The 25,279-nt window shown below is 54.1% G+C and carries 17 protein-coding genes; 7 read left to right on the top strand and 10 right to left on the bottom strand.

Translation table 11 applies throughout. The features are described 5' to 3' along the window. Positions 1-11: 11 nt before the first annotated feature. Entirely contained in the window at positions 12-1,235 is a 1,224-nt protein-coding gene (locus ACOXYR_RS02470; protein WP_108475843.1) for an MFS transporter, read from the bottom strand. Between the two features lie 322 nt (positions 1,236-1,557). On the opposite strand from ACOXYR_RS02470, the gene ACOXYR_RS02465 reads away from it, so the two are divergent. Continuing rightward, the gene (locus ACOXYR_RS02465) at positions 1,558-2,457 is read left to right on the top strand and encodes a carbamate kinase (RefSeq protein WP_421356022.1); all 900 of its coding nucleotides are present in this window, start codon (positions 1,558-1,560) and stop codon (positions 2,455-2,457) included. A 70-nt stretch (positions 2,458-2,527) separates the two neighbouring features. Here ACOXYR_RS02465 and fbaA read toward each other — a convergent pair whose 3' ends face one another. From fbaA to epd, 3 genes are all read right to left on the bottom strand, one after another. After that, complete coding sequence (gene fbaA / locus ACOXYR_RS02460; protein ID WP_108475841.1) at positions 2,528-3,607, bottom strand: class II fructose-bisphosphate aldolase; 1,080 nt, start codon at positions 3,605-3,607, stop codon at positions 2,528-2,530. 97 nt (positions 3,608-3,704) lie between these two features. After that, entirely contained in the window at positions 3,705-4,868 is a 1,164-nt protein-coding gene (gene pgk / locus ACOXYR_RS02455; protein WP_421356021.1) for a phosphoglycerate kinase, read from the bottom strand. Between the two features lie 47 nt (positions 4,869-4,915). Then, positions 4,916-5,935, bottom strand: coding sequence for an erythrose-4-phosphate dehydrogenase (gene epd, locus ACOXYR_RS02450; protein ID WP_421356020.1), 1,020 nt, complete (start codon positions 5,933-5,935; stop codon positions 4,916-4,918). 1,458 nt (positions 5,936-7,393) lie between these two features. On the opposite strand from epd, the gene ACOXYR_RS02445 reads away from it, so the two are divergent. Genes ACOXYR_RS02445 through ACOXYR_RS02430 form a run of 4 tightly spaced genes read left to right on the top strand, consistent with a single transcriptional unit; the run spans position 7,394 to position 14,792 of the window. Beyond that, positions 7,394-9,025 carry a PTS transporter subunit EIIC gene (locus ACOXYR_RS02445; RefSeq protein WP_421356019.1) on the top strand — a complete coding sequence of 544 codons (1,632 nt, stop codon included), beginning with the start codon at positions 7,394-7,396 and terminating at the stop codon, positions 9,023-9,025. Then, a complete protein-coding gene (locus tag ACOXYR_RS02440) occupies positions 9,025-10,233 on the top strand; it encodes a CehA/McbA family metallohydrolase (RefSeq protein WP_421356018.1) in 1,209 nt (402 codons plus the stop codon). The genes ACOXYR_RS02445 and ACOXYR_RS02440 overlap by 1 nt, the downstream gene beginning before the upstream one ends. Positions 10,234-10,236: 3 nt before the next feature. After that, the gene (locus ACOXYR_RS02435; RefSeq protein ID WP_421356017.1) at positions 10,237-12,225 is read left to right on the top strand and encodes a DUF5054 domain-containing protein; all 1,989 of its coding nucleotides are present in this window, start codon (positions 10,237-10,239) and stop codon (positions 12,223-12,225) included. Beyond that, positions 12,222-14,792 (top strand): glycoside hydrolase family 38 N-terminal domain-containing protein, encoded by a 2,571-nt coding sequence (locus ACOXYR_RS02430; RefSeq protein ID WP_421356016.1) that lies wholly within the window; start codon positions 12,222-12,224, stop codon positions 14,790-14,792. The genes ACOXYR_RS02435 and ACOXYR_RS02430 overlap by 4 nt, the downstream gene beginning before the upstream one ends. Before the next feature lie 45 nt (positions 14,793-14,837). Here ACOXYR_RS02430 and tkt read toward each other — a convergent pair whose 3' ends face one another. Next, a complete protein-coding gene (gene tkt / locus ACOXYR_RS02425; RefSeq protein ID WP_108475834.1) occupies positions 14,838-16,829 on the bottom strand; it encodes a transketolase in 1,992 nt (663 codons plus the stop codon). Positions 16,830-17,108: 279 nt separating this feature from the next. Between tkt and loiP the strand changes: the two genes are divergently transcribed. Next, a complete protein-coding gene (loiP, locus tag ACOXYR_RS02420; protein ID WP_113857777.1) occupies positions 17,109-17,867 on the top strand; it encodes a metalloprotease LoiP in 759 nt (252 codons plus the stop codon). A gap of 435 nt (positions 17,868-18,302) precedes the next feature. Beyond that, complete coding sequence (locus ACOXYR_RS02415; protein ID WP_015963093.1) at positions 18,303-19,571, top strand: OprD family outer membrane porin; 1,269 nt, start codon at positions 18,303-18,305, stop codon at positions 19,569-19,571. 242 nt (positions 19,572-19,813) lie between these two features. Here ACOXYR_RS02415 and ACOXYR_RS02410 read toward each other — a convergent pair whose 3' ends face one another. The 5 genes from ACOXYR_RS02410 to ACOXYR_RS02390 are packed head-to-tail and all read right to left on the bottom strand — an operon-like array spanning position 19,814 to position 25,277. Then, entirely contained in the window at positions 19,814-21,454 is a 1,641-nt protein-coding gene (locus ACOXYR_RS02410; protein ID WP_421356466.1) for a thiamine pyrophosphate-binding protein, read from the bottom strand. Between the two features lie 15 nt (positions 21,455-21,469). Further along, positions 21,470-22,939, bottom strand: coding sequence for an aldehyde dehydrogenase (locus ACOXYR_RS02405; protein WP_415728545.1), 1,470 nt, complete (start codon positions 22,937-22,939; stop codon positions 21,470-21,472). 9 nt (positions 22,940-22,948) lie between these two features. After that, on the bottom strand, positions 22,949-23,719 hold the full coding sequence (locus ACOXYR_RS02400) for an aspartate dehydrogenase (RefSeq protein ID WP_421356469.1): 771 nt from the start codon (positions 23,717-23,719) through the stop codon (positions 22,949-22,951). 9 nt (positions 23,720-23,728) lie between these two features. Next, entirely contained in the window at positions 23,729-24,523 is a 795-nt protein-coding gene (locus tag ACOXYR_RS02395) for an SDR family oxidoreductase (RefSeq protein ID WP_421356465.1), read from the bottom strand. Then, positions 24,507-25,277 carry an alpha/beta fold hydrolase gene (locus ACOXYR_RS02390; RefSeq protein WP_421356464.1) on the bottom strand — a complete coding sequence of 257 codons (771 nt, stop codon included), beginning with the start codon at positions 25,275-25,277 and terminating at the stop codon, positions 24,507-24,509. Before ACOXYR_RS02390 ends, ACOXYR_RS02395 begins: the two co-directional genes overlap by 17 nt. Between the last annotated feature and the right edge of the window lie 2 nt (positions 25,278-25,279).

The following is a 25,279-nucleotide window of genomic DNA, read 5'->3' as shown; positions in this document are numbered from 1 at the left end:
ACCGCTACCTCTTATGTACGTTTTTCTTTTAAAAACAGCATGGCAACCAGGCCGATAGCCAATAAGACGGCTGAAACATAAAAACTGGAGGCCAGACTTCCGGTCATATCACGTGCTGCACCAGCAATAATCGGTGCAAGAATTGATGAACTCATACCGATGAAATTAAATAAGCCAAAGGCGGTGCTGTAATTATTTTCATCTACGCTATCAGCAACCAGTGCGACCAATACCGGGTCAAGCGCCAGTTTACCCACCAGACCATAAACGCACAGGGCCACAACAACGCCGGTCATATTTGGCATCCAGACGATGGATAGCATGCTGAGAATGGCAACCGGCACCAGGAACATAATTAATGGCTTACGTTTTCCTAATCTGTCCGATAGACTGGAGAATAACAGCGCACCTGGGATAGAGATCCACGCAACCAGTGAAGAAATAAAGCCTGTTTCGCTACCCGCAATACCACGTTCATTTTGCAAATAATAAGGGAGCCAGGTCAGTATGACGAAGAAACCGAACAAGCTACAGAACACCATAATATAGGTAAGAATCAAATTACGGTTTTTCAGCAGATCGCTAAACTTACCTTTCTGAACGGGCTTACCGTCAACAGCCGCTGTGCGTTTTTTCTCTTTAACAAAAAACCAGATGGCCAGTCCGACGAGCACGGAGGGCACTGCCATCGCATAAAACGGCATCCGCCAGGAATGGCCCTGATCGTAGACCAGCCAGCTTGAGGTCATCAGGCCCAGCGCAATACCAAACGCCATACCGCTGTTAATGATGGCGCTACCCAGCGAGCGGAATTTCTTTGGAATTTGCTCGGAAGAGAGGCCATATTGCGGGCCGTAATAGGTTCCCTCGCCCGCCCCGGTTACCACGCGGGCAAACAGCAATGTGTACCAGCTTTTTGCCCAGCCTGTTACCGCAGTAAAGACGCCAAATAAAATAAATCCCGGAACCAGAACCTTTTTCTTACCAATTTTATCGCCAAGGATCCCCGCGGGTACCTGCAATAAGGCGTAGGAAAAATAGAATACGGAATTAAGAATACCCAACTGTGTTCCTGTTAAGCCAAACTCTTTTTCCAGTTCCCCCATTACCGGATTCAGAACGGTACGGTCGGCATACATGAAAATCCAGCCCAGCCAGAACAGAAATACAGTGACCCACCAGGCCGGTATTCCTTTTCTTTTTGTGACATCAGTCACTTCACATGAATCAGACATAAGTGAACTCCCGGTAATCATTACCGCTGAATGCCTCTGTCAGGAGGCTTGATGTTTAAACTGACTTAACCATATCGGGGTTAACCCTCTTTTCATTTGAGCAAAGTCACACTAAAACCATTGTTATAAATTCCTGGTAACTCACCGCGTAATTATTAAAAAAAGTCTAATAATCATTTTTAAATTTAGTTTTATAAAAGCAATTAAAACATCGGTGATTGACAAGTTATTTTTCGCGATAATTAAATCATTATCGCCGTCACAACGAATAGAAATAGAAAAACTATATTGAGCGCGACATCATCTATTTTGTGAGGCAACAATGAAAAAGAAACTGGTCATTGCCCTTGGGGGCAATGCGTTATTACAACGTGGTGAGATTCTCAGTGCCGAGAATCAACAGAAAAGTATCCAACTCTTTTCCCAAATGGTGGCCCAGCTGGCGCGTGATTATCAGTTGGTGATCGTTCACGGTAACGGCCCGCAGGTCGGACTACTGGCCTTACAGAATGCCGCCTATCAGGATGCGCCAGCCTGGCCACTGGATATCCTGGTTGCCGAAAGTCAGGGAATGATCGGCTTTGCGATTGCGCAGGAGCTTACCGCCAGCAGCAGCGGCCCGGTCACCACGCTGATGACTCGTGTAGAAGTCGATCCGAATGACCCTGCGTTTGCATCGCCGGGCAAATATATCGGGCCCGTTTATCCGCCAGAACAACAAGCCGAGCTTCAGGCACGCTATGGTTGGCAAATGAAGGCTGACGGCCAGTACATCCGCCGCGTGGTTGCCTCACCCACCCCTTTAAAAATTATCGATAGTGAGGCGATCCATACGCTAATGGATGACGGGCATCTGGTGATTTGCTGCGGAGGCGGTGGGATTCCGGTCATTGCAAAAGGGGGCGGTTATCAGGGTACTGAAGCCGTAATTGATAAAGATTTGACCGCGGCCGTGCTGGCTAAGGCAATCAGCGCTGATCATTTGCTTATTTTGACCGATGCCGATGCGGTGTATGAAAATTGGGGTACGCCACAGGCGCGCGCTTTACGTCACGTTACCCCGGCAGAACTGGCGCCGTTCGCCGCACCGGACGGGGCGATGGGGCCAAAGGCCGCTGCGGTCATTCAGTTTGTAACGCAAACAGGCAATACGGCGTTTATTGGCGCGCTGAAAGATGCGCCAGAGATCCTTGCAGGGAAAAAAGGGACGTGTATTTCATAATAATGCTTTGTTTTTCCAGCAAAAAAAAGGCTTCCCGGAGGAAGCCTTTTATCAATCATGCTGCATCAAATTACAGAACGTCAACCGCGTTCAGTTCTTTGAAAGCCTGCTCCAGACGAGCGCTCATGCTGGTCTGGCCAGCGCGCAGCCATACGCGCGGATCGTAGTATTTCTTGTTCGGCTGGTCTTCGCCTTTCGGGTTGCCCAGTTGGCCCTGCAGGTAAGCTTCGTTGGTTTTGTAGTAGTTCAGAATACCTTCCCAGGTCGCCCATTGGGTGTCGGTATCGATGTTCATTTTCACTACGCCATAGCTTACGGAGTCTTTGATTTCCTGAGCAGAAGAACCGGAACCACCGTGGAAGACGAAGTTCAGGCTGTTGTGCGGCAGGTTGTGTTTCTTAGACACATACTCCTGAGAATCACGCAGGATGGTCGGGGTCAGAACCACGTTACCTGGTTTGTAAACGCCGTGTACGTTACCGAAGGAAGCGGCGATGGTGAAACGCGGGCTGATTTTGCTCAGCTCGGTGTACGCGTAATCAACGTCTTCCGGCTGGGTGTACAGTGCAGAAGCGTCCATGTGGCTGTTGTCCACACCATCTTCTTCGCCACCGGTGCAACCCAGTTCGATTTCCAGGGTCATGCCCATTTTGGACATGCGCGCCAGGTATTTGGAGCAGATTTCGATATTTTCGTGCAGAGACTCTTCAGACAGGTCAATCATGTGAGAAGAGAACAGCGGTTTGCCGGTAGCAGCGAAGTGTTTTTCACCCGCGTCCAGCAGGCCATCGATCCACGGCAGCAGTTTTTTCGCGCAGTGGTCAGTGTGCAGGATAACCGGAACACCGTAGTGCTCAGCCATCTGGTGAACGTGATGCGCACCAGAGATTGCGCCCAGGATTGCTGCACCCTGAGGAACGTCAGTTTTCACGCCTTTACCTGCGATGAATGCTGCGCCACCGTTGGAGAACTGAACGATAACCGGTGCTTTAACTTTCGCAGCGGTTTCCAGAACGGCGTTGATGGAGTCGGTGCCCACGCAGTTTACTGCTGGCAGTGCAAAGTTGTTTTCTTTTGCTACCTGGAACACTTTCTGAACGTCATCACCAGTGATAACACCAGGTTTTACGAAATCAAAAATTTTAGACATGTTTACGAGTCCTATCTGTATCTTCGGCCGTTAGAAAAAGAAGCGCGAGCTATGTAGCGCGCTGAAAAACAGGCGGGTTTCCCCGCCTGCTCAAACATTACTTCTTAGCGCGCTCTTCGAGCATTGCAACTGCTGGCAGTACTTTGCCTTCCACGAATTCGAGGAATGCGCCACCGCCAGTGGAGATGTAGGAGATTTTGTCAGAGATACCGAACAGGTCGATTGCAGCCAGAGTATCGCCGCCGCCTGCGATAGAGAACGCTTCGCTGTCTGCGATAGCGTTAGCCACGATTTCAGTACCTTTACGGAAGTTCGGGAATTCAAACACGCCAACCGGGCCATTCCACAGGATGGTTTTCGCGTTTTTCAGGATCTCAGCTAACTGCTGTGCAGATGCGTCACCGATATCCAGGATCTGCTCGTCTTCTTTCACGTCAGATACGGATTTCAGCGTCGCTGCTGCCGTTTCAGAGAACTCAGTTGCCACGCGAACGTCAGTCGGAACCGGAATATCGCAGGTGGTCAGCAGACGTTTGGCTTCATCAACCAGGTCAGCTTCGTACAGGGATTTACCGACGCTGTGGCCTTGAGCGGCAACGAAGGTGTTCGCGATACCACCACCAACGATCAGCTGGTCAGCGATTTTAGACAGAGAGTCCAGAACGGTCAGTTTGGTCGACACTTTAGAACCACCAACGATAGCGACCATCGGACGAGCCGGTTCTTTCAGTGCTTTACCCAGCGCATCGAGTTCAGCAGCCAGCAGCGGGCCTGCACACGCAACGTCAGCAAATTTGCCGATACCGTGAGTAGAAGCCTGCGCGCGGTGAGCGGTACCGAAAGCATCCATTACAAATACGTCACACAGTGCAGCGTATTTTTTGGACAGTGCTTCGTCGTCTTTTTTCTCGCCTTTGTTAAAGCGAACGTTCTCCAGAACAACCAGTTCACCCGCAGCAACTTCAACGCCGTCCAGGTAATCTTTAACCAGACGTACCGGGTTAGACAGTTTGTCTTTCAGGTAATTAACAACCGGCAGCAGAGAGAATTCTTCGTTGTACTCGCCTTCGGTCGGACGACCCAGGTGGGAGGTTACCATCACTTTCGCGCCTTGTTTCAGGGCCAGTTCGATGGTTGGCAGAGAAGCACGGATACGCGCGTCGCTGGTTACTTTCCCTTCTTTAACTGGTACGTTCAGATCCGCACGGATAAAAACACGTTTACCAGCAAGATCCAGATCGGTCATCTTAATTACAGACATGGTGAATCCTCTCGTTGATTCTAAAGTTTTGCAGACGCATTCGCGTCCTACCTGAAACCTTGTGCGGCCATCGCTAACGTAGTGTCGAGCATTCGGTTAGCAAAGCCCCATTCGTTATCGCACCAGACCAATGTTTTGATCAGGTGCGCTCCACTCACTCGCGTCTGCGTGCCATCGACAATGGCGCTGTGCGGATCGTGGTTAAAATCTGTTGAGACCAACGGTAATTCCGTATAGTCAACTATACCATGAAATGCATCCCGTGCTGCTTTTTGCAGCAACTGGTTGACTTCATTAGCGTTTACCGGATTTTTTACCGTAACGCTAAGGTCGATTGCCGTGACGTTAATCGTCGGTACGCGCACCGCAATCGCTTCAAAACGGTCGTTAAACTGCGGGAAAATACGTGTAATCCCTGCGGCAAGCTTCGTATCCACCGGAATGATCGACTGACTGGCTGCTCGCGTGCGGCGCAAGTCAGGGTGATAAGCGTCAATCACCTGTTGATCGTGCATGGCTGAATGAATGGTCGTGACCGTTCCTGACTCAATGCCCCAGGCATCATCCAACAATTTTATAATGGGAATTATGCAATTCGTGGTACAGGAGGCATTGGAGACAATGTAGTGTTCAGGGCGTAACGCATCATGGTTTACGCCATACACCACCGTTGCGTCGAGATCGTTGCTACCGGGATGTGAAAAGAGCACTTTCTTCGCGCCTGCGACGATATGGGCTTCGCCATCAGCTCGGCTACCGTACACACCGGTACAATCGAGCACCACATCAACCGACAGTTCACGCCAGGGCAGCGCGTTAATCTCGCGCTCATGCAGTAGACGAATGCTATCGCCGCCGACAAACAGCTGTTCCCGTTCCTGGCGCACATCCCAGGCAAAACGGCCATGGCTGGTGTCATATTTCAATAAATGTGCGATGCCCGCAGCATCCGCCAGTTCATTGATTGCCACCACGGTGATTTCCGCACGGCGTCCGGATTCATACAAAGCACGAACCACGTTACGCCCAATGCGACCGAAGCCATTAATCGCTACGCGTACGGTCATAGGTCTCCTGCAAGGTCATCCCAAAGCAATGTGGCTGACAGAGTAATGCAGCAATTCATTCCGGGAAACCTTACCTGCCACAAACAGTGACTGATTGGTCAAATGTCGAACACTTCAACAACTGAAACGCTTCAGCCAGAATAAGCGAAAGCTGGAATAAAAGGAATGATTGTCCAGACAAACGCACCAGGAATCTGACATACATCACATTTCTACAGGAATAATTCACAGCGTTATGCCAGAACAGGTTGAGCGATGGAATAAAGAGCGAGTACGGATTCAGACTGTCTCTGAATGAGTGATTAGGCGAAATGAAGGGTAAAATTTGCGTGTCGATGCGTCAGTCATCGACAGGTGCAACGGCGCGGGGACTTTTTCCGTGCGGCTCCTTGCACTGGATAAAGAAAACCCCCGTCGTTGCGGTATAAATACAGGCAAACTACGGGGGTGATCCATGACTCTCCACAGGTCTAGGATAGCCGCTGACGCTTGCCGCTTCAAGCAGGATTTGCGGTATGGATATTCTGAAATTCGCAGTATTGATGGTTGTACTTCATTTAATTGTATCGTCAATGATACATCACGATTTACAACCCTCTTTGGTTAATCGCGTTATAAATACGCAGAGCGAAGGAGGGATGCCACACCGCTATTCTTAAACTTGAAACTGGCTAACGTTGCCCCTTGATTAGCCCCGCCTCGGCGGGGCTTTTCTAAAATATCACTTATTTCTAATAATATCCGAATTCAGACATTCTAAATAAAAGCGATAAATAACAAGCGCGAGTAAAATTTATCTGTTGGTGAACATTCATCGACAGGTGCAACGGCGCGGGGACTTTTTCCGTGCGGCTCCTTGCGCTGGATAAAGAAAACCCCCGTCGTTGCGGTATAACTACAGGCAAACTACGGGGGTGATCCATGACTCTCCACAGGTCTAGGATAGCCGCTGACGCTTGCCGCTTCAAGCAGGATTTGCGGTATGGATATTCTGAAATTCGCAGTGTTGATGGTTGTACTTCATTTAATTGTATCGTCAATGATACATCACGATTTACAACCCTCTTTGGTTAATCGCGTTATAAATACGCAGAGCGAAGGAGGGATGCCACACCGCTATTCTTAAACTTGAAACTGGCTAACGTTGCCCCTTGATTAGCCCCGCTTCGGCGGGGCTTTTCTTAGGCATAAATAAATACACAAGAAATATAGATATTATCAATATTTATTTATCGCTGCCCCTGTCACAAAATCCAGTTTTTACGATGATAAACTCCCCTCTTGTTTTTTAAATGCAGCAACCATGCGCCTGCATGATGGCTAATAATTATTAGCACCATCAATAAAAATCCCCTTAATTACATTTACATAATAAATATAAAAATTCAGAAGGTCGCGAATAAAAACAGAGGAATTCATCCGATTTATCGTCGGACGAAATATTCACAAGGATAATTTATGAAGCAGCAGATGCAAATGATTGGCCAGGCCATGTTGGTCCCCATATCAATTATCACCATCGGCTCCATGTTTATGGGCTTTGGCAGCGCCTTCACCAATACAGAAACCCTTGCGGCGCTGCATCTCTCCTCGCTTATCAGCAAAGGTTCGCCAGGATACATCACGTTTAGCGTCATGAAAGCCACTGGCGATGTGGTTTTTCGCAATCTTCCGCTCTTTTTCTCCATTGGCGTCGCGTTCGGGTTGGCGAAGAAAGAGAAAGCCTGGGCCGCATTTTCCGGCGCGGTCTGCTTTATGGCAATGCACTACATCCTCAACACGCTGCTGGATTCCCAGGGCATCAGTGCGCAAACCACCACCGCTGACTGGTTTATCACTCAGCAGCACATGACCCCCGTCTCTGCCGTGCAGAAGGCCTCAATCTATACTACCGAGCTGGGCATGTTCACCTATCGCATGAGCGTTTTCGGCGGAATGGCGGTTGGCCTGACTACCGCCTGGCTGCACAATCGCTTGTATAACGTGAAGCTGCCGCTGGTGCTCTCATTTTTTGCCGGTACGCGTACGGTTCCTATCGTGACGCTGGTTGTCGGGGCGCTGATGGGCGTGCTGCTCTATTTCATCTGGCCGCCTATTGGCTGGATGCTGGCGCAGTTCAGTAAAATGATCGGCGATTCCGGTCTGTTTGGCACCTTTATTTGGGCGATTGCTGACAAATCGCTTCTGCCCGTAGGGCTGCACCATCTCATCACCACGCCTATCCGTTTGACCGAACTCGGCGGAACAATGGAGATTTGCGGCAATCTGGTTAGCGGCACCACCAATATTTATATGGCGCAACTGGGCTGCGAATCCTCACACGAGCTACTGGTACGCGGTTTTCAATCTGGCCGCGTGGTGATTCACTTCGGTGCGCTCCCCGGTGCTGCGCTGGCGATGTACCACTGCTCACGCTCAAGTCATAAAAAAGTGGTTGCCGGCTTACTGCTCCCTGTCGTCGCGACCATGATGCTGTTTGGCATTACCGAGCCCATTGAATACACCTTTTTGTTCGTCGCGCCATGGCTGTTCTACTTTGTGCACGTACCGCTGACCGGCCTGATTTTTGTTTTGTCGGAAATGGCGAATATTTCCGTGTATGGCGGCTGCCTGAAGGACATTCTTCCCGTTCTGCTCCAGCCGGATAAACTCGATATGTGGGGCTACCTGTGGCTGACCCCACTCTTCTTCGCCGTTTATTATTTTTTATTCCGCTATCTGATTACGCGTTTCAACGTAATGACGCCAGGGCGTGAAGAGTACTCCGCCGCAGACGAAGATGTGAGGTTATTCAGCAAGCAAGATTTTAAAGACAAAGTGAATGCCAGCACGCCGCAATCCCCTCTTTTCGCCCAGCAGATTATCGATGCCCTGGGCGGCCCGCACAATATTTCGCAGTTTGATAACTGTATTTCCCGGCTGCGTGTTGAGGTCATTGACCCCTCTCGCGTCGCCAGCGATGACGTCTGGAAAAAAAACCTGCGCGCGAAAGGCGTTGTTCACGTCAGTGAGAAAGGTCTGCAAGTCATTTATGGTGCCGAAGTGGTGATGATCGCCGGCGATTGCAAAGAACTGCTGGGGGAGGCGTAATGGGATCCACTACCCTGCATCAATCCGTTGTGGTTCATCCTTATGACGAGAAACAGCTCAGGCCCGTTACCTTTGAAATCGATGGCGAGGTTGAGCGGCTGATTATCAACTACCGCTTTAGTGAAGGTAACGTGGTGGATCTGGGCCTCGCTCGCGGCGATGACATCATTGGCTGGAGCGGCGGCGCGCGAAAAGAGCTGATTATCAGCGAATCATTCGCCACGCCAGGCTATCTCCACACGCCCATTAATACAGGAACCTGGTCCGTTCTGCTCGGTTTGTACAAAATTCGTGGCGAATGCCGCATCGATATCGACATCACACTCCAGCGTAAAACAATGCGCTGGCTGACGGGCGATACGCATGTTCACTCTGAACACAGTGATGGCAAGCTTTCTGTCGATGCGTTAATTGAGCGCGCGATGAGGCTGAATTTCGATTTCCTGTGTCTGACCGATCACAATACCACGTCGCAAAACCGGCTGATCACGGGAATGAACGCACCTCTGACCCTGATTCCGGGTATGGAGCTGACCACCGATCGCGGGCACGTTAATTTTCTTGGCCTGACGCAGCCCGTTGAGCGCTTTCTTCCCCATTTCAGCGAACAAGATATCACGGCCAAAATGGACGAGGCTCGCCGTAACGGCGCACGCATTGGTATCAATCACCCTTTCTGTCACTACTGCCCCTGGATGCTGCCGTTTCATGGCCACGACTGGCTGGAACTGTGGAATGGCCCCTGGGATGGCACCGGCAATGAAATGACCTTCCAGTACTGGTTACAGTTGCTCTACGACGGCATCAAAATGCCCGTCACCGCAGGCAGTGATTTCCATAAAGAAAAAGGTCAGATTCTGCCGCGCATCCGCGTACGGGCGCACAGCGCAGAGCGGGAGGACATCCTGCAGGCACTTGAACGTGGACAAAGCTATCTGCAAAGCGACAGTGAAACCCAATTAAACCGCTTTGTCATGGGCGACGCCAATATCGGTGATATCTCTGACAGTGCCCTGCTTCAGGTCAATCTCGATACCCATCCCGACAACCAGGTTCTGCTTTACACGCAAAAGAAAATCCACCTGCTTAACAACCGTAACGGCCACATCAATCAGGAAGTGGATTGCAGCCAAAGCTCATTTGCTTTTCTGCGAGTCAATCGCGACCAGACGGCCCAGTTGATTACCAACCCCATTTTCAGGGAGTGAAAAATGAAACGTGTACACGTTATCTATAAAACGCATCTGGATATCGGCTTCACCGATTTTGCCGAGGTGATTGAAGATAAATATCTGAATGACTTTATTCCATCGGTCATTAACCTGGCGCAACAGGTGAACCGCAACGGGCAAAAAAACTTTATCTGGAGCTGCGGCTCCTGGCTTATCCATCGCTATTTCCAGAAGGCCGATCGCACGTCTCAGGCGCGCCTCACCGAGGCAATTAACCAGGGTGATATCGTCTGGCATGCGCTGCCGTTCACCACGCACAGCGAGCTGCTGACGCCACAATTGTTGCAGCACGGTCTCTCTTATAGTCAGGCGCTGGATGCGCGCTTCGGGCGTCGCACTATCGCCGCGAAAATGACGGATGTTCCCGGCCATCCGCAAACGCTGGTCCCCTGGCTTGCTGATGCAGACGTGCGTTATTTGCATCTTGGCGTTAACCCGGCCTCCTGCCCGCCCGATGTGCCGCCACTGTTTCTGTGGAAATATGGCGATCGTAGCCTCATCGTTAACTACTCCTTCGGCGGCTATGGCAATGAAACCTGGTGCGAAGCGCTGGATGAACTGTTGGTCTTCTGCCATGCAGAAGATAACTGCTCGCCGCCCTCGGCAAGCGATGTATTGCAGCTTATCGATCGCTACCGGGAGCGCTATCCGGAGGCGGAAGTCAGCGCGTCAACACTCGATACCTTCGCCGCGCGTCTGGAAACTATCCGTCATACGCTGCCGGTAATTGAAGCCGAGATGGGCGATACCTGGAACCACGGTATCGGCACCGACCCGGCGAAAGTGAGCCGCTACCGCCGGCTGACAAACCTGCTTGCATCAATGCCGCAGCCCAACCCCCAGGCGCTGGATGCACTGCTTATGATCCCGGAACACACCTGGGGGATGGATCTCAAACTGCATCTTGGTGATTACAGCCACTATCTGCCCGAGGAGTTTGACAGCGCGCGTAAAGCCGACCACGTGACCGACCCGTTGCCCGAGAAATACGCCTTTATTCAGCAATTTGTTGATAAATTACCGCATCGCAAAATTCGGGGATATTGCCATTTTGCTCGTTCCTGGCAGGAGCAGCGAAACTATCTGGAAAGCGCATTTATCCATCTTCCCGATGCGCTGGTGCAGGCAAGCCAGCCCGTTCCCGTTGAGGTAAAAGGTGACGTTACGGTTTCTCGCACATTCCACTTTGGTGATTACACCCTCTCTCTGGCGCAGGACGGTAGCCTGGCGGCGTTGCAAATTGAGGACGCCGAACAGCTTCAGGCTCCCTTTGGGCGGCTGATTTACCGCCAGGTGGGTACACAGGAATACGATCGGTTCCGCGCGCGCTATATGCAAAACATGGAGGTGACCTCCGTCTGGTCGCTCTCCGATTTCACCAAACCAGGCATGGAACTCTATTCTCAACCAATCACCACGCAACAGGCGGAGTTCACGCTACATCAGACACGCTGGCGTGAAGATGATGAAGCCTGGTACTTACAGGCGATAACACGCCCGATGGCAAGCGACAACCTGATCATCCGCCTGCCAGAGGAGATCCGCATCGAGTACCGCTTTAGTAAAACTCACCACGATGTCACCCTGCGCGCCAGTATTGTTGGCAAACAGGCTAACCGCCTGCCGGAAGAGATCTGGCTGCAACTCGGCCTTGCCGACACACAGTACAGCCAGTGCCATAAGCTGGGCTACCCGCTGAACTGGCATAACATCATTAAAAATGGCAACCGTAACCTGCACGCAGTTGAGTCAGCCAACAGCCACCACTGGACGCTGGAACCCGTCGATGCCCCACTGCTGGCGCTGTACGAACCCCGCGTACTCTGTTTTAACGATCACCCACTCACCATTACCAGCCTTTATGGCCAGCTTTACAACAACATCTGGGGAACCAATTTCCCAATGTGGTATGAAGAAGATATTCACGCTGAATACCGACTGCGTTTCCATAGGGGGGAAAGCGAATGAGCGACACTCGCACCATCCACGCGGTATCGCACACCCACTGGGATCGTGAATGGTATTTCTCGACGCTCGATACCCAACTGTTTGCTCTCAAGGCCTTCAGCGAATTAATCGAGGCGCTGGAAAACAACCCGCGTTTCGTTTTTCATCTGGATGGGCAAAGCTCAATTTTCGATGACTTCGTCCGTCTCAGACCCGAAATGACCGAGCGCGCCCGAGCGCTGGTTGCCCAAAAGCGCTTGCTGATTGGCCCCTGGTACACCCAACCAGACCTGTTCAACATCTGCACTGAATCGCTGTTCCGCAACCTGCGCATCGGTATGCATCATGCTAAACAGGCGGGTTACTGCATGCAGGTGCTTTATTTGCCCGATACCTTTGGCAGCCACGCGCAACTCCCGCAAATCGCCCACGCGTTTGGCCTACCCGCCATTTTGCTACGTCGTGGGTATGATCCCAACGTGATGGGCCCGACAGAGCTGAGTTGGGAGGCGCTTAACGGCGACACGGTGACCACCGTCATCACGCCGTTCGGCTATTCGCTGGCGCACCCGGAACGCGGCGGCCGCTGGCGAAATTTCTCACGCCACCATCTGGATGAAGAGACCTTTCCACTGATCGCGCGAATGAAAACCTTAACGGCGTCAGAGGATCTTCTCTGCCCGATCGGCGGCGATCAGGTCAGTTGCGATGCGGATTTTGAAAAGCTCATCAACGCGATCAACCTTCACAGCCAGGATCGCTGGGAAGTGAGCAGCTACGAACGCTTCTTTGCCACATTAGACGGCAAAACGTTACCGCACTGGCGCGGGGAGTTTCGCATACCACGCTTCGCGCGCGTGCACAAAAGTATTGGCTCATCGCGCTACGACATCAAAAAAGCCAACTTCGATGCCGAAGAGATCCTGACCCGTCTGGCGGAACCAATGCTGGCGATCGCCCGTTTAAACGGCATCGCCCACGGTGATGCACTGCTCGAACAGGCGTGGCGCTGGCTGCTGGAAAGCCACGCACATGACAGCATGGGTGGCTGCAATAGTGACGAAACCAACCGCGATATCCTTCACCGCTGCCGCCAGGCGCAACAGATTGGCGAGGCCATTTACAGCCTCCACGCGCGTCAGATTCTGGCGAACCTCGCCCCAGACAAAAACTACCGTTTTCTGCTCAGCAACGGCACCAGCAGCCCAACCGTCACGGTGCGCCAGCAAACGCTAATCACGCCGCAAGCCAGCTTCTGCGTGCTGGATGAAACAGGCCAACCGGTGCGGGTTGTCTTACGTCAGCAGCAAAAAATTCAGCGCCCGCGTCACGTATTGCTCACCCCGGATGGCGAAGTCGAAACCGAACAGCAGGCGTGGTACTACGAAAATGTGGTGGATATCCTGAACGCGCCGGTTCCGCCACTGGGTCTGGCGCTATTTTTCGTCGCCCCAGCCTCTGCACCACAGCCTTTGCTCACTCACACGCCCGACGCCATGGCGATTGAAAATACCTGTTATCGCCTGAGCCTGCACCGCAACGCATTGCGACTGGAGGACAAAATTCAGGGCCGCGTATTAGAGCCCCTGCTTCTTCTTCATGACATTAGCGATGACGGCGATCTTTATGATTTTTCTCCCCTTCCCGATGATGACGGCCTGCTCTTTTCGGCATTTCAGCGCGTAGCGATACACCACCACCCGCAATGTCAGGAGATGCACCTGCGCGCCACGCTCAATTTGCCGGAAGGTCTGAACGACGATCGTTGTACGCGTAGCGAAACGACGCATCCTGTCGCTGTAGAGCTGCTCATTTCGCTCGAAGAAGATGTCATCCGTTTTGCAATGCGCGTGGATAATCAGGTACGCGAGCATCGTCTGCAGCTACGTTTTAACAGCGGCAAAGTGATAAACGCAGTAACTGCCGATGTGCCTTTCGGATCAATAACGCGTCAAAACCAGACCATCAACAGCGCTATGGGCTTTGCCGAAATGCCTGTCGATAGCGAACCGTTTATGCACCAGTTAAGCGCACATTCGGATTTCCACTTTTTTGCCCGTGGTTTGAAAGAGTATGAATATCATGAAGAAGAGTTGCGGGTAACGCTGTTTCGCGGTACCGGCAATCTGGGCAAAGATGATCTGCTCTATCGTCCGGGTCGCGCCTCCGGACAGCGAATGGCAACGCCAGAAGGCAATCTTATCGGCAAACTGCATTTTGAATTTGCGCTTTGCCTGGCTCCCCTTTCGCCCGCCCAGCTCGCCGTTCGCCAGCAACACTATAGCTTCTCGCCTGTACTCTGGCAGTGGCAGCAAGATCGCAGTTGTCTGCAGAGGCTGGATAACGTTGATCTGCATATTGTACAGCAGGAGATCGTGCGACGGAAGATTATTGATGCGCTCCCAGAAGGTTATATCGTCAGTGGCGTTGACGTACTGTACGGGCAAACGCTGGTGCGGCTTTACAACCCTTCAGCCGAGGAATTACCTATTCCCGCGCAGTGGCTACCGTACCTGTGCAATGCCATGGGCGAGCCGGTGAAGAAATCCCGATTACGGGGATGCGATCATTTGACGCTGAAAATATAAAAAAAGGGCCGCTTTCGCGGCCCTTCTCATACAACATCTTACCGATTACAGCAGCGCTTTTGCTTTCGCAACAACGTTGTCGACGGTGAAGCCGAACTCTTCAAACAGCTGTTCTGCCGGCGCAGACTCACCAAAGGTGGTCATGCCGACGATAGCGCCGTTCAGGCCAACGTATTTGAACCAGTAGTCTGCAATACCCGCTTCCACTGCAACACGCGCGGAAACCGCTTTCGGCAGGACAGATTCACGGTAAGCCGCATCCTGTTTGTCGAATGCATCAGTAGACGGCATGGAAACCACGCGCGCTTTTACGCCTTCGGCAGTCAGTTTTTCGTATGCGGCAACAGCCAGTTCAACTTCAGAGCCGGTCGCGATGAAGATCAGTTCCGGCTGACCGGCACAATCTTTCAGCACGTAACCACCGCGAGCGATGTTTGCCAGCTGCTCTTCAGTACGTTCCTGCTGCGCCAGGTTCTGACGGGAGAGGATAAGCGCGGTCGGGCCGTCCTGACGCTCGACGCCGTATTTCCACGCGACCGCAGACTCAACCTGGTCACACGGACGCCAGGTAGACATGTTCGGCGTTACACGCAGAGAAGCCACCTGCTCTACCGGCTGGTGAGTCGGGCCATCTTCGCCCAGACCGATGGAGTCGTGGGTGTAGACCATCACCTGACGCTGTTTCATCAGCGCGGCCATACGCACGGCGTTACGCGCGTATTCCACGAACATCAGGAAGGTAGAGGTGTACGGCAGGAAACCACCGTGCAGAGAGATACCGTTAGCGATCGCGGTCATACCGAATTCACGTACACCGTAATGGATGTAGTTACCGGCGGTATCTTCGTTGATAGCCTTAGAACCAGACCACAGGGTCAGGTTAGACGGTGCCAGGTCAGCGGAGCCGCCCAGGAATTCCGGCAACAGCGGGCCGAACGCTTCAATCGCATTCTGAGACGCTTTACGGCTGGCAATTTTCGCCGGGTTAGCCTGCAGTTTAGCGATGAATTCGTTAGCTTTCGCGTCGAAGTCAGACGGCATTTCGCCTTTCATACGACGGGTGAATTCAGCGGCTTCCTGCGGGAAGGCTTTTGCGTAAGCCGCGAATTTCTCATTCCAGGCTGATTCTTTCGCCTGGCCTGCTTCTTTCGCATCCCACTGAGCATAGATTTCAGACGGGATTTCAAACGGCGCGTATTTCCAGCCCAGTTTTTCGCGGGTCAGCGCGATTTCAGCGTCGCCCAGCGGCGCACCGTGGGAGTCGTGGGTACCGGCTTTGTTCGGCGAACCGAAACCGATGATGGTTTTGCACATCAGCAGGGACGGTTTGTCAGTCACTGCGCGCGCTTCTTCTACTGCGCGTTTGATGGAATCGGCATCGTGGCCATCAACGCCGCGAACAACGTGCCAGCCATAGGCTTCGAAACGTTTAGCGGTATCATCGGTGAACCAGCCTTCAACGTGACCATCGATAGAGATGCCGTTGTCATCATAGAATGCAACCAGTTTGCCCAGTTTCAGGGTGCCTGCCAGAGAACATACCTCGTGGGAGATACCTTCCATCATGCAGCCGTCGCCCATGAACGCATAGGTGAAGTGGTCAACGATGTCGTGGCCCGGACGGTTAAACTGCGCCGCCAGCGTTTTTTCTGCGATTGCCATACCGACTGCGTTCGCAATACCCTGACCCAGCGGGCCAGTGGTGGTTTCTACACCAGCAGTGTAGCCCACTTCCGGGTGACCCGGCGTTTTGGAGTGCAGTTGACGGAAGTTTTGCAGTTCAGACATCGGCAGATCGTAGCCGGTGAGGTGCAAGAGGCTATAAATCAGCATGGAGCCGTGGCCGTTAGACAGCACGAAGCGGTCACGGTCAGCCCAGGAAGGGTTCTGTGGGTTGTGGTTCATGAAATCACGCCACAGGACTTCGGCAATGTCAGCCATACCCATCGGGGCACCCGGGTGACCGGATTTGGCTTTCTGTACTGCGTCCATGCTCAGCGCACGAATAGCATTAGCAAGCTCTTTACGTGAGGACATTTTGACTCCAGTTCGGACTGTTGAAGGCCATGCCCTTAACGACTTGACGACTGCGCGTTTTGGGCTACGCCAGAAAAAAGTGCCAACAATGTAACCCAAGCGACAAGTCATGTACATGGAGCATCCTTTTGCCGCTTCAGAAATCTCCGGAACAGGGCACACTCTGTGCAAACCCCTCGCTCATTTGTAAGGATTTTCTTTATACTTGAGGAAAATCCGGCTCCGCTTGCAGGGGCAATTTTCAGACATTATCTCGATAAGTGAGTTTGGAATAACATCATGAAAACACGTGCGATCGTGCTGGCCCTGGGTGCGACACTGCTGCTGAGCGGCTGTCAGAATATGGATTCAAACGGCATGTTAAACTCCGGCGCGGGTGCCTTTCAGGCCTTCTCGCTGAGTGATGAACAGGTGCAGGCACTGAGCGATCAGGCCTGTAAGGATATGGACGCAAAAGCTACCATTGCACCGTCGACCAGCGACTACAGCAAGCGTCTGAGTAAAATTGCCGCCGCGCTGGGTGATAACATTAACGGTCAGCCGGTGAACTATAAGGTTTACGTGGCAAAAGACGTCAACGCCTTTGCGATGGCCAACGGTTGTATCCGTGTTTATAGCGGCCTGATGGACATCATGACCGATAACGAAGTCGAAGCGGTGATTGGCCATGAAATGGGTCACGTTGCGCTGGGCCACGTGAAAAAAGGGATGCAGGTGGCGATTGGTACCAACGCCCTGCGCGCCGCAGCGGCCTCAGCGGGTGGGATCGTGGGTAGCCTGTCCCAATCGCAGCTTGGCGATTTAGGTGAAAAACTGGTGAATTCCCAGTTCTCCCAGCGTCAGGAATCGGAAGCGGATGACTACTCTTACGATCTGCTGCGTAAACGAGGCATTAATCCAACCGGCCTTGCCACCAGCTTTGAAAAACTGGCGAAACTGGAAGACGGTCGTCAGAGTTCCATGTTTGACGATCACCCGGCATCGCAGGAACGTGCGGCGCATATTCGTCAGCGTCTGGCGGCAGACGGGATTAAGTAACTCCCTCTCCCCGTGGGAGAGGGCCGGGGTGAGGGCATCAGCGCGCACATCCCCTCCCGTTTAACCTCGTTATCAATAATTGTGCAAAACTAATGCGATTATTTTATTCATCATTAAATCGCATCAATCGTTAATTAAATAGCACGTTTTGCTAACAATAACTGAAAATCACCAAATAAATAATTTCAAAAGATCGCGTTTCAAAAGATATTTATTTTGTCATTTACAAACTTCCTGTTCATTCTCTCCTTAAGAATAAACCAATGCCATATAATCCATAGTCCATCCCCTGTAAGCCTTACCAGCCGTGGCCTGACATACCCGGCAATAGTGAAGAAACATTTACACACATAATGATTGCAATCGTTTTTCATTCAGGAGAATATCGCGAAGAACTCAATACTTTTAATATAGACAGACAGAGACGTTCCCGCCGTGAAAAATAAATTATCGTTAATTGCATTAGGCCTGATCGCCGCTACACCTGCATTTGCCAGCCAGCAATCTGAAAGCCAGGGCTTTGTTGATGACAGCCATTTAGATGTATTTTTGCGCAATGCGTATATCAACCGTGATTACCAGGATGGGCTAAAAGATAAAGCCGAATGGGGTCAAGGCATTGTCGCGACCTTTGAATCGGGCTTCACCCAGGGTGTGGTCGGTTTTGGCGTTGACGGTATTGCGCAGTATGGCGTGCGTTTAGACGGTGGACGTGGCCGCAGCGGCGCGGGCGGGATCGACTTCTTCGCGCAGGATAACGATGGCCGAGCAAAATCTGACCTCGCGAAATTTGGCGCGACGGTTAAAGCCCGTTTCTCAAATACCGTACTGAGCTACGGCACCCAGCGCCCGGCGCTGCCGATTCTGACCGCGGATGATTCTCGTCTGTTGTACGAAACCTACACCGGTACCCTGTTGACCTCGAAAGAGATTGACGGCCTGGAAGTGAACGCCGGTTACTTCACCGACGAACAGCGTAAGAGTGACGACAGCCATAACTCTGGCCTCGAAAGCATCTCCTTCGGCGGTGCGAGCTACCAGTTCAACGACCAGTTCAGCGGTGCAATCTACGCATCTCACATTGAAGATGTGATGAACAAACAGTACCTGGGCCTGAACTACAAACAACCTTTCAGCACCGGCCAGCAGTTGGTTCTTGATTTCAACGGTTATAACTCTCGCCTCACCCCAGGCTATGCTGAATCGCTGGATACCGGCCGTAGCAACAGCATCTGGAGCCTGGCAGCCAGCTATATCTGGGATATTCATACCTTTAAAATTGCTTATCAACAGAGCAGCGGCAGCACCGGTTACAACTATGGCGGCTACCGTAACCAGGGCGGCGTAGGCGATGGCGGCAACACCATCTGGCTGGCGAACTCCTACTGGTCTGATTTTAACGGTGAAGATGAACGTTCATGGCAGGCATCTTACGGCCTTGACTTCGCGGGTCTTGGTTTACCGGGCCTGAGTTGGACCACTGCTTACGTGCGCGGCGATAACATCAAAACGTCACAGACCAGCAACGGTAAAGAACACGAATGGTTCAACCAGGTGCAATACCAGGTTCAGGACGGTGTGGCAAAAGATCTGAAATTCAAAGTCCGTTACTCCGTACTGCGCGTCTCTAACAACGCCAGCGACTATAACGTGAGCGGGAACGAGGTTCGCGTGTACGTTGAATATCCGTTCAACGTCTTCTGACCCTCACCCTGCCCTCTCCCAAAGGGAGAGGGTAAAACCCTGCGCAAAATATCACATCTCACACTGTTTGTTCCCTCTCCCTTTGGGAGAGGGTAAAACCCTGCGCAAAATATCACATCTCACACTGTTTGTTCCCTCTCCCTTTGGGAGAGGGTAAAACCCTGCGCAAAATGTACATCTCGCACTGTTTGTTCCCTCTCCCTTTGGGAGAGGGTTAGGGTGAGGGGGATAAAGACCGCACCTTAATACAACGTCTTCTGCGGCGGCCCGGCAAAACGCAGCGCGCCAATCTCGCCCATTCGCACTTCCACCACCGACGGCCCCGGCATTGCCAGTGCTTCTGTCATCGTGGCCTGAAAATCTTCCGCACGATTAACCGTCCACGCCTGTAAGCCGATGGCCTGCGCCAGCGCGGTGAAGTCCGGCGTGTGCAGTTCGTTATAATACTGACGGCCACCGAAGTATTTATCCTGAATACCGCGCATCACACCGTAGCCGCCATCATTCATAATCAGCAGCGTCACGTTGGCTTTTTCCTGTGCCAGCGTCGCCAGTTCACCCAGATTCAGGCTCAGGCCACCATCCCCCACCAGCCCCACCACTTTGTGCTGCGGGTTAGCAATGGCGGTGCCAATCGCCATCGGCAGCCCCATCCCAATTGCCCCGGCGAGGGAGTGAATATTTTTCAGCGGCTGATGGGCGCGGAACAGACGGCTGCCCCACAGGCTGCCGGAAACGGTAATATCCCGCACCAGAATGCCGTCGTCCGGCAGCGCATGTTCAATAGCGTCATTCAGCCCGGCATACGCGCCGCACTGCTCGCGCAAACCTTGTTCCGCCGCCACGACTGCCTGCTGCACCTGCTCATCCCACGCGCTGTTGCCCCATTCACGCCCCTGAGCTTTCGCGGCTAACGCCGTCAGCAATGCATCGCAGTCAGCGATAATCGTCTGCTCCATCAGGTAATTCCGGCTCGCTGCCGCCGGGTCGATATCAATCTGCACGCGCGGCTCCGGCAGCGTCAGCGTCCAGGAGCGAGTTTCATTACTGCGCAGACGTGAGCCCGCCACCAGCGTGAAATCACAGGTTTCCATCATCGCTTCCACGGATGGCGAGTTATGGAACGCGCGCAGGCTGGCGCGATGATTATCCGGCAACACACCGCGAGCATGGGTGCTGGAAATAACCGTCATCCCGGCATCCGCCAGCGTCTTGACTGCCGCGGCGCTCGCCAGTGCCCCGCCGCCCAACCACAGCAGCGGTTGCTTCGCCTGCTTAAGCTGCGCCCACAGCGCATCAACGGTTGCGGCATCCACCGCCGCAGGCGTCGCCGGACGTATCGCGGTCGTCACCAGCGAAGCGGGGATTTTCGCGCCCTGAATATCAATAGGAATTTCCACCGACACCGGGCCACACGGCGGTGTCTGTGCGTCCTGAATCGCTTTATGCAAAATCGCTACCGCCTGATTGGCATTGCTGATGCGGTAGGCGCGTTTTGAGCTGGCCTTCAGAAAAGTTAGCTGGTCGCGCGTCTCGTGAATAAACCCGGTATCCGCATCCAGCCAGGCTTTTTCCACCTGGCCGGTCAGATGCAGCAGCGGCGTGCAGGCGTTCATCGCCTCAACCAATGCACCAACGGCATTACCCGCACCTGCGCCGGTGCTGGTCAGCGCCACGCCGAGGCCCGAAAAACGCCCGTGCGCATCCGCCATCGTCACCGATCCCGCTTCACCGCGCGCCGGGACGAAACGGATGTTGCCACGCTGCCCAACGGCATCGGCAATCGGCAGGTTGTGGATAGAGATAACGCCGTAGATGGCGTCTACCTGATACTGCTCCAGCGTTCTGGCAATGGCCTCGCCGACGGTAATCATTTCACTCATAACTCACCCTTATTCTTAGTCGCACCAGCGGTTGACGCTATTGCCCGTCGCCAGATAAATGCTCTTTTGTTGCATCCAGGCTTTCAGCCCCTGAATACCCTTTTCGCGGCCCAGACCGCTCTCTTTAAAGCCCCCGAACGGGGTCGAAATGGCGAAAACTTTGTAGGTGTTGATCCACACCGTGCCCGCTTCCAGCCGCTCGCTTAAACGCAGCGCTCGCCCGGTGTCGCGCGTCCAGATACCCGCCGCCAGCCCGTAAACCGATGCGTTCGCCTCAGAAATCAGCGACGCTTCGTCGGCAAACGGCATCGCCACCAGCACCGGGCCGAAGATCTCTTCCTGACAAACGCGCGCCTGATTATTCAGGCCATCAATAATCGTCGGCTGGAAATAGCTGCCACAGGCAAGCGCCGGGTCAGCGGGAATTTCACCACCGCACAGCACGCGTCCGCCCTCTTTTTGCGCCAGCGCGACGTAATCCATCACGCTTTTACGGTGTTTTTCGTTAATCAGCGGCCCAATGTGCGTACCTTCCTGATGAGGGTGCCCGACGCGCAGCGCGCGCGTTAATTCCAGCAGCCGCGCCATCAGCGGTTGATAAACCGACGCGTGAATAAACAGACGCGAACCGGCGATACATGCCTGCCCTGCTGAACTGAAAATGCCGTAGCAAATGCCGCGCGCCGCCTGCTCGATATCGGCGTCTTCCAGTACGATGGTCGGCGACTTACCGCCCAGTTCCAGCGAGGCGGGGATCAGTTTTTCCGCCGCCACGTGCGCCAGATGCCGCCCGGTGGTCGTGCCACCGGTGAAAGAGATTTTCCGAATCAGAGGATGGCGCGCCAGCGCATCGCCAATCACCGAGCCTTTCCCCGGCAGCACGCTCAACAGCCCGGCGGGAAGTCCAGCCTGTTCAAAAATACGCGCCAGCTCCAGCGCCATCAGCGGCGTAGCTTCCGCTGGTTTGAGGATCACTGCATTGCCCGCGGCAATCGCCGGAGCGACCTTCTGCATTTCGCTGGCAATCGGCGAGTTCCACGGCGTAATGGCCGCTACTACGCCCAGCGGCTCATAGCGGCTGAGGGTTAATACCTCCGCCATGCGCGGGGTCGGCAATTCGCCCTCCAGCAGTTCGCAGGCCGCCGCAAAATAACGCGCCGTTCCCGCAGCACTCATTACCAGTCCACGCGCTTCCGGCAACGGTTTGCCGTTGTCGCGGCTTTGCATCAGGGCCAGTTCCTCCACGCGCGATTCGATAATGTCCGCCACGTTGTGCAGCACTTTCGCCCGCTGATGGGGCAGCGCATTGCGCCATGCCGGGTCACGCCAGGCGCGCTCGGCGCTTTTTACCGCGTCGTTCATGTCGTCGATGCTGGCGGCGTTGAGCGTGGCGTTCAGCGAGCCGTCCGCCGGGAACGTACTTTGCATCGCTTCGCCGTTACCACGTCGCCAGACGCCGCCCACAAAAATTGAGAGTTCTTGCATATCAGCCTCTTAGCACTGAGCCAGTTCACGGCAGGCGCGCACCGCGCTCAGTGCCGCCAGAGTGGAGGTTTTCGGGTTGCTGGCGAGCGGCAAGCCGCTGAGTTCGAGGTGGAATTCGCCAAACAGGCCCTCGACGTGCAGGGTATGGGTGTTACGTTTCGTCGCCGGGTCAACCATTAACTGAACGCGAGTGTCATCCATTCCCACGCCACCCAGAGCCACGGTTGCCGCCACGTTGGCATTCGCTGGAAAGAGGCGTGCGGCTTCCCGCGCACTGCCTTCGAAAAAGATTTGCGCCTCCTGCACCGTCGCCAGGTCAATCAGCTGCTCAGCATAGCTCCCGCGCCAGCTGGCGGGGCTTTTACGCGACTGATAGGTTACGCGCTGAAGGCCACCCTCTTTTGCCGCCGATAAACCGTCGATGCCTGCCACCGCGCCTGCCAGCAGGGTTAATTTCCCCCCCGCGTTCAGCAGCCGCTGCTCAAGTTCGCTATCGGCCAGTGCGCCAGTGGAGACAACCGCCAGGTGCCAGCCGCGTTTGAGAACCGCTTCGCCGTACTGCGCCACCGCCTGCTGACTGGCACACTCCAGCACCAGATCCGGCGCGGCATCGCATGCCAGTGGATCAACCAGCGGGGTAACCTCACCGTGAAAACGATCCAGAATCGCCTGATGATGTGATTCCCGCGCCACGATCCAGCCGATCGCCACGTTGGCAGGTAAACGTTCGATCACCGCCTGGGCCATCGCGCCGTAGCCAATTAACATGACCTTTTTCATCATTGCTCCTTAAAGGTGACGGCAGAAACCGCCGGAGACATCCAGCGCGGCCCCGGTGGTAAACGAGGCCAGCGGTGACGCCAGGAATAACAGTGCCTGCGCGGGTTCATGTGGTTTACCCAGACGCCCCATCGGGATGCCGCGCTTGCGGGCGATATCACCTGTCCACGCCGGCCAGCTCTGGCTTTTATCGCTGCGCTGCTCATAGCGGCGCTGCCATTGGCCGGATTCCACCATCCCCAGCAGAATGGAATTCACGCGGATGCCTTTCTCCACCAGGTCTTTCGACAGGGTGAGCGTCATGTTCAGCAGCGCGGCGCGCGCGGCGGAGGTGGCGATCATGTGCTCTTCCGGCTGTAGCGCCAGCAGCGAATTGACGCAGGTGATCGACGCGATATCCGACGCTTCAAGCTGGCTTAAAAACGCCTGCACCGGGTTAATGACGCCAAATAATTTCAGCTCGGCTTCATGCAGCCATGCGCTGCGCGGGGTGTCAGCAAAATGGGCGACGAAGCCCTGCCCGGCGTTGTTGATCAGCATGTCGGCGCGGCCCAGATTCGACTCAACGGCGGCGGCGAATGCCTGTACATCCTCTTCTTTCAGTACATCGCAGCAGGCAGAGAAAATCTCGCCCTGCGGAAATTCGTTGAGCAACGCGGCATGCGCGCTGGCGAGCCTGTCCGGATCGCGGCCACAAAATGCCACTTTTGCGCCTTCGCCCAGTAACAGGCGCAGGGTTTCGAAACCGATCCCCGACGATCCTCCGGTGACTACCGCTACACGCCCTTCAATTTGTGCATTCATCGCGCACCTCTTCCATTGCCTGCAAAAGCCATTGATTAAATGTCGTTTCGTTATCGAGATAGCTGGCATGCCCGGCCTTCGGAACGGCGGTGTATGGCATGCCGTAGCGTGCGGCCAGCGCCTGCGCGGCCTCCGGCGGCGTGATGGTGTCCTGCTCGCCGCAGCACACGCTGAACGCACCGCCGTACTGTTCAAGCCAGCGGTGAATATCGTCGTGCGCCAGCATCCATGCCGCCGCCAGATAGCCTTCCGGGCGCAGACGTCGCATCCCTGCCGCCACCGTCGCCACATCGTCCTGGCGTGCCGCCGGTTGCAGCAGGGCCGCCGCGCGGGTTTGCGCGTGGATCTCACCGCCCATCGCGATTTGCTGTTCCCGACTGCGCCAAACCTGCTCGCGTTTTTGCGCCGTCGCGTTGCCGTAACCCTGCGCCGGGTCTGCCAGCAGCAAATGCACAACCCGTTCGGGGTAACACGCGGCAAAGGCGCTGGCTACCAGCGCGCCCAGCGAATGCCCTACCAGCACTGTTTGCCAGATGCCAGCACGGTCAAGCAACAGCGCGAGCGCATCGGCGTAGTCGCCCGCATTCGCCCGCTCGGTTGCCAGCATCGGGCTTTCGCCATAGCCCGGCATATCCCAGGCCAGCACGCGGCAGCCCGGTAGCGTCATCTGCTTATGCCAGGACGCCGCGCCGGAGCTAATGCCATGCAGCAGCATCACCGGTACGCCATGGCCCTGTTCACGAAAACCCGTCATCG

The sequence above is a fragment of the Pseudocitrobacter faecalis genome (assembly GCF_965231525.1).
Classification (GTDB): domain Bacteria; phylum Pseudomonadota; class Gammaproteobacteria; order Enterobacterales; family Enterobacteriaceae; genus Pseudocitrobacter; species Pseudocitrobacter faecalis.
The sequence above is the reverse complement of the archived record's forward strand: the minus strand, read 5'-3'. Positions and strand labels throughout refer to the sequence as shown.

Bases quoted from the DNA above. Each gene is read 5' to 3' on its own strand.
- ACOXYR_RS02435 (WP_421356017.1), top strand. From the start codon at position 10,237: ATGAAACGTGTACACGTTATCTATAAAACGCATCTGGATATCGGCTTC.
- ACOXYR_RS02470 (WP_108475843.1), bottom strand. From the start codon at position 1,235: ATGTCTGATTCATGTGAAGTGACTGATGTCACAAAAAGAAAAGGAATA.
- ACOXYR_RS02395 (WP_421356465.1), bottom strand. From the start codon at position 24,523: ATGAATGCACAAATTGAAGGGCGTGTAGCGGTAGTCACCGGAGGATCG.
- loiP (WP_113857777.1), top strand. From the start codon at position 17,109: ATGAAAACACGTGCGATCGTGCTGGCCCTGGGTGCGACACTGCTGCTG.
- fbaA (WP_108475841.1), bottom strand. From the start codon at position 3,607: ATGTCTAAAATTTTTGATTTCGTAAAACCTGGTGTTATCACTGGTGAT.
- ACOXYR_RS02440 (WP_421356018.1), top strand. From the start codon at position 9,025: ATGGGATCCACTACCCTGCATCAATCCGTTGTGGTTCATCCTTATGAC.
- ACOXYR_RS02465 (WP_421356022.1), top strand. From the start codon at position 1,558: ATGAAAAAGAAACTGGTCATTGCCCTTGGGGGCAATGCGTTATTACAA.
- pgk (WP_421356021.1), bottom strand. From the start codon at position 4,868: ATGTCTGTAATTAAGATGACCGATCTGGATCTTGCTGGTAAACGTGTT.
- ACOXYR_RS02400 (WP_421356469.1), bottom strand. From the start codon at position 23,719: ATGAAAAAGGTCATGTTAATTGGCTACGGCGCGATGGCCCAGGCGGTG.
- ACOXYR_RS02410 (WP_421356466.1), bottom strand. From the start codon at position 21,454: ATGAGTGAAATGATTACCGTCGGCGAGGCCATTGCCAGAACGCTGGAG.
- ACOXYR_RS02390 (WP_421356464.1), bottom strand. From the start codon at position 25,277: ATGACGGGTTTTCGTGAACAGGGCCATGGCGTACCGGTGATGCTGCTG.
- tkt (WP_108475834.1), bottom strand. From the start codon at position 16,829: ATGTCCTCACGTAAAGAGCTTGCTAATGCTATTCGTGCGCTGAGCATG.
- epd (WP_421356020.1), bottom strand. From the start codon at position 5,935: ATGACCGTACGCGTAGCGATTAATGGCTTCGGTCGCATTGGGCGTAAC.
- ACOXYR_RS02405 (WP_415728545.1), bottom strand. From the start codon at position 22,939: ATGCAAGAACTCTCAATTTTTGTGGGCGGCGTCTGGCGACGTGGTAAC.
- ACOXYR_RS02445 (WP_421356019.1), top strand. From the start codon at position 7,394: ATGAAGCAGCAGATGCAAATGATTGGCCAGGCCATGTTGGTCCCCATA.
- ACOXYR_RS02430 (WP_421356016.1), top strand. From the start codon at position 12,222: ATGAGCGACACTCGCACCATCCACGCGGTATCGCACACCCACTGGGAT.